The organism is Kitasatospora sp. NPDC093558 (assembly GCF_040683475.1).
GTDB lineage: Bacteria > Actinomycetota > Actinomycetes > Streptomycetales > Streptomycetaceae > Kitasatospora.
In genome coordinates this window covers 1-2,229 of sequence record NZ_JBFBDY010000884.1, presented here as the reverse complement: position 1 = coordinate 2,229, position 2,229 = coordinate 1, and the positions used below count along the sequence as shown (strand labels likewise).

At 70.7% G+C, this 2,229-nt stretch carries 2 protein-coding genes and 1 pseudogene; 2 read left to right on the top strand and 1 reads right to left on the bottom strand.

All coding sequences use genetic code 11. The features are described 5' to 3' along the window. Positions 1-143, top strand: a pseudogene (locus AB0O00_RS36535) (methyltransferase); the annotation flags it as partial. 11 nt (positions 144-154) lie between these two features. Here AB0O00_RS36535 and AB0O00_RS36530 read toward each other — a convergent pair. Continuing rightward, entirely contained in the window at positions 155-457 is a 303-nt protein-coding gene (locus tag AB0O00_RS36530; protein ID WP_363659010.1) for a hypothetical protein, read from the bottom strand. 160 nt (positions 458-617) lie between these two features. Between AB0O00_RS36530 and AB0O00_RS36525 the strand changes: the two genes are divergently transcribed. After that, entirely contained in the window at positions 618-2,186 is a 1,569-nt protein-coding gene (locus AB0O00_RS36525; RefSeq protein ID WP_363659009.1) for an ABC transporter substrate-binding protein, read from the top strand. Positions 2,187-2,229: the final 43 nt, after the last annotated feature.

The following is a 2,229-nucleotide window of genomic DNA, read 5'->3' as shown; positions in this document are numbered from 1 at the left end:
GGAAGCGGCTCCCACCGGCGGATGGCGACGGCAACGGGCTGTCGGCAGCCGGGCACGAGCGGTTGCTACGGCAGGCCGGGTTCCGCCACGCAGAGCCGGTCTGGCAGTACGGCGACAGCTGCGTCCTGGTCGCCGTGCGCTGAAGCCGAGCCGGTCAATGATCGTCCCAGTGGCCCGCGTGGGCGGCGTGGCGGTGTCCGTCGTGGACGTAGTCCACGTGGTCGCCGTGGGGGACGGCGGTGTGGCCGCAGCCCTCCCGGTGCTCGTGGGCGTGGCCGGAGTGTTCGACGTGGCCGGCCGACTCGCACTCGTCGACATGGCCGTTGTGGAAGCGGTGCAGATGGCCGTCGTGGACGTAGTCCACGTGGTCGGCGTGCGGCACCGCCACGTGGCCGCAGCCCTCGCCGTGGTGGTGGCCGTGCTCGCTGTGGGTTCGGTGGTCGACCGGTGCGCTCATGACGTCCGCCTTTCCTCTGTCCATCTCCAAATCTACGCATGACTGGCAAAACGGGCGATGAATCGTCGCGCGGTACCTGAACTGTGGCCTCCCGCAGGATTATTGAAAAGTATTATCGTTTCACTCTAGGCTTGGGGAATCGTCCATGAATGAGGGGAAGATGACGCACCGTCAGATATCCCGTAGATCGGTGCTCGGCCTGATGGGTGCGGGCGCGGTGCTCGGCAGCGGCCTGCTCACGGCGTGCAGCAGCGGGGCGGCCCGCCCGCCACTTGCCGCGCCGAGCCCGACAGCCTCCGTCCCGCCCCGTCGAGGGGGCAAGCTACGGGCGGCCTTCGCCGGATCCAGCGCCGAGTCCACCAGCGTGCTCCAGGCGACCGGGAGCGCGATCGACTACGTCCGGGCCCGGCTGATCTGGGACACCCTCGGTGAGATCGAGGGCAGCGCCCCGGTGTGGCGGCTCGCCGAATCCGTCGAGCCCAACGCGGACGCCACCCGCTGGACCGTCCGGCTGCGCGACGGCGCGACCTTCAGCGACGGACGCAAACTCACCGCCCAGGACGTGCTGTTCAGCCTCCGTACGCTGGCCTCCAACCCCACCGTGCAGAGCGGGCTGCTCGGCGGGCTCGACGCCGGGGCGTCCGCCGTCCGCGACCCCCGGGTGCTGGAGCTTCAACTCAAGGGCCCCGACGGCTTCTTCGACCTGGTGCTGGCCCAGTCGATGTTCGTCTTCCCCGACGGCACCACCGACTTCGCGCACGCGCCTGGCTCGGGACCGTTCGTCCTGAAGAGCTGGACGGCCGGCAGCAGCAGCCTGCTCACCGCCCGTACCGACTACTGGGGTTCGGCCGACGGCGGCCCCTACCTCGACCAGATCGAACTGCTCTCCGTTGCAGACGCCGGTGCCCGCCTCAACGGCCTGAAGGCGGGCCAGTTCGACTACGCCGGCGGGCTGACCCTCACCGCCGCCCGTGCCGAGGCGCAGAACCAGGCCCTGCGCATCCTCACCGCGCCGCAGGAGTTGTGGAGCGAGCTCGCCCTCACCATGAACCTCGGCACCGACCCGTTCACCAGGCCCGAGGCCGTCCAGGCCGTGAAGGTCGCGATCGACCGCGAGACGATGGTCCGCACCGTCACCCTCGGCTACGGCGAGGTCGCCGACGACGCGCTCGGCCGCCACCAGTCCTGGTACGACACCTCGCTCCCGCGCCGCGCCCACGACCCGGACCAGGCACGGAAGCTGTTCCCGGGAGGGCAGCTCGCGGTGCGCACCAGCGACTACGAGTACGGGACGCTGGAGAGCGCCACCGCCTTCGTCCAGCAGGCCCAGGCCGCCGGGCTGACGGCGACCGTCGACAAGATCCCCGCGGCCGACTACTACGCCGACATCAAGGCACTGCTGAGCACCCCGCTGCAGACCAACCTCTACCACGCGATGCCGCTGCCGCTGCAGCTCTCGATGTACTACGGCTCCAAGGCCTCCTACCCCTTCACCGGGCCCGCCGGCGCCACCCTGGACGGCCTGATCACCGCCATGCACTCCGCCGTCGGGGACGCCAAGCGCACCGCCGCCGTCCACGACGTCCAGCACTACCTCTACGACCACGGCGGCGACGCGGTGTTCGCCCGCATCCCCCCGGTCGCGGCCTCCACGCCCGCCGTCCACGGTATCCAGGCGCGCGGCTTCTTCGACTACCCGTGCCTGCGCGACGCCTTCCTCGCTTCGTGACGGCGGTCCTGCGCCGACTGGCCATGGCGGCGGGCACCCTGCT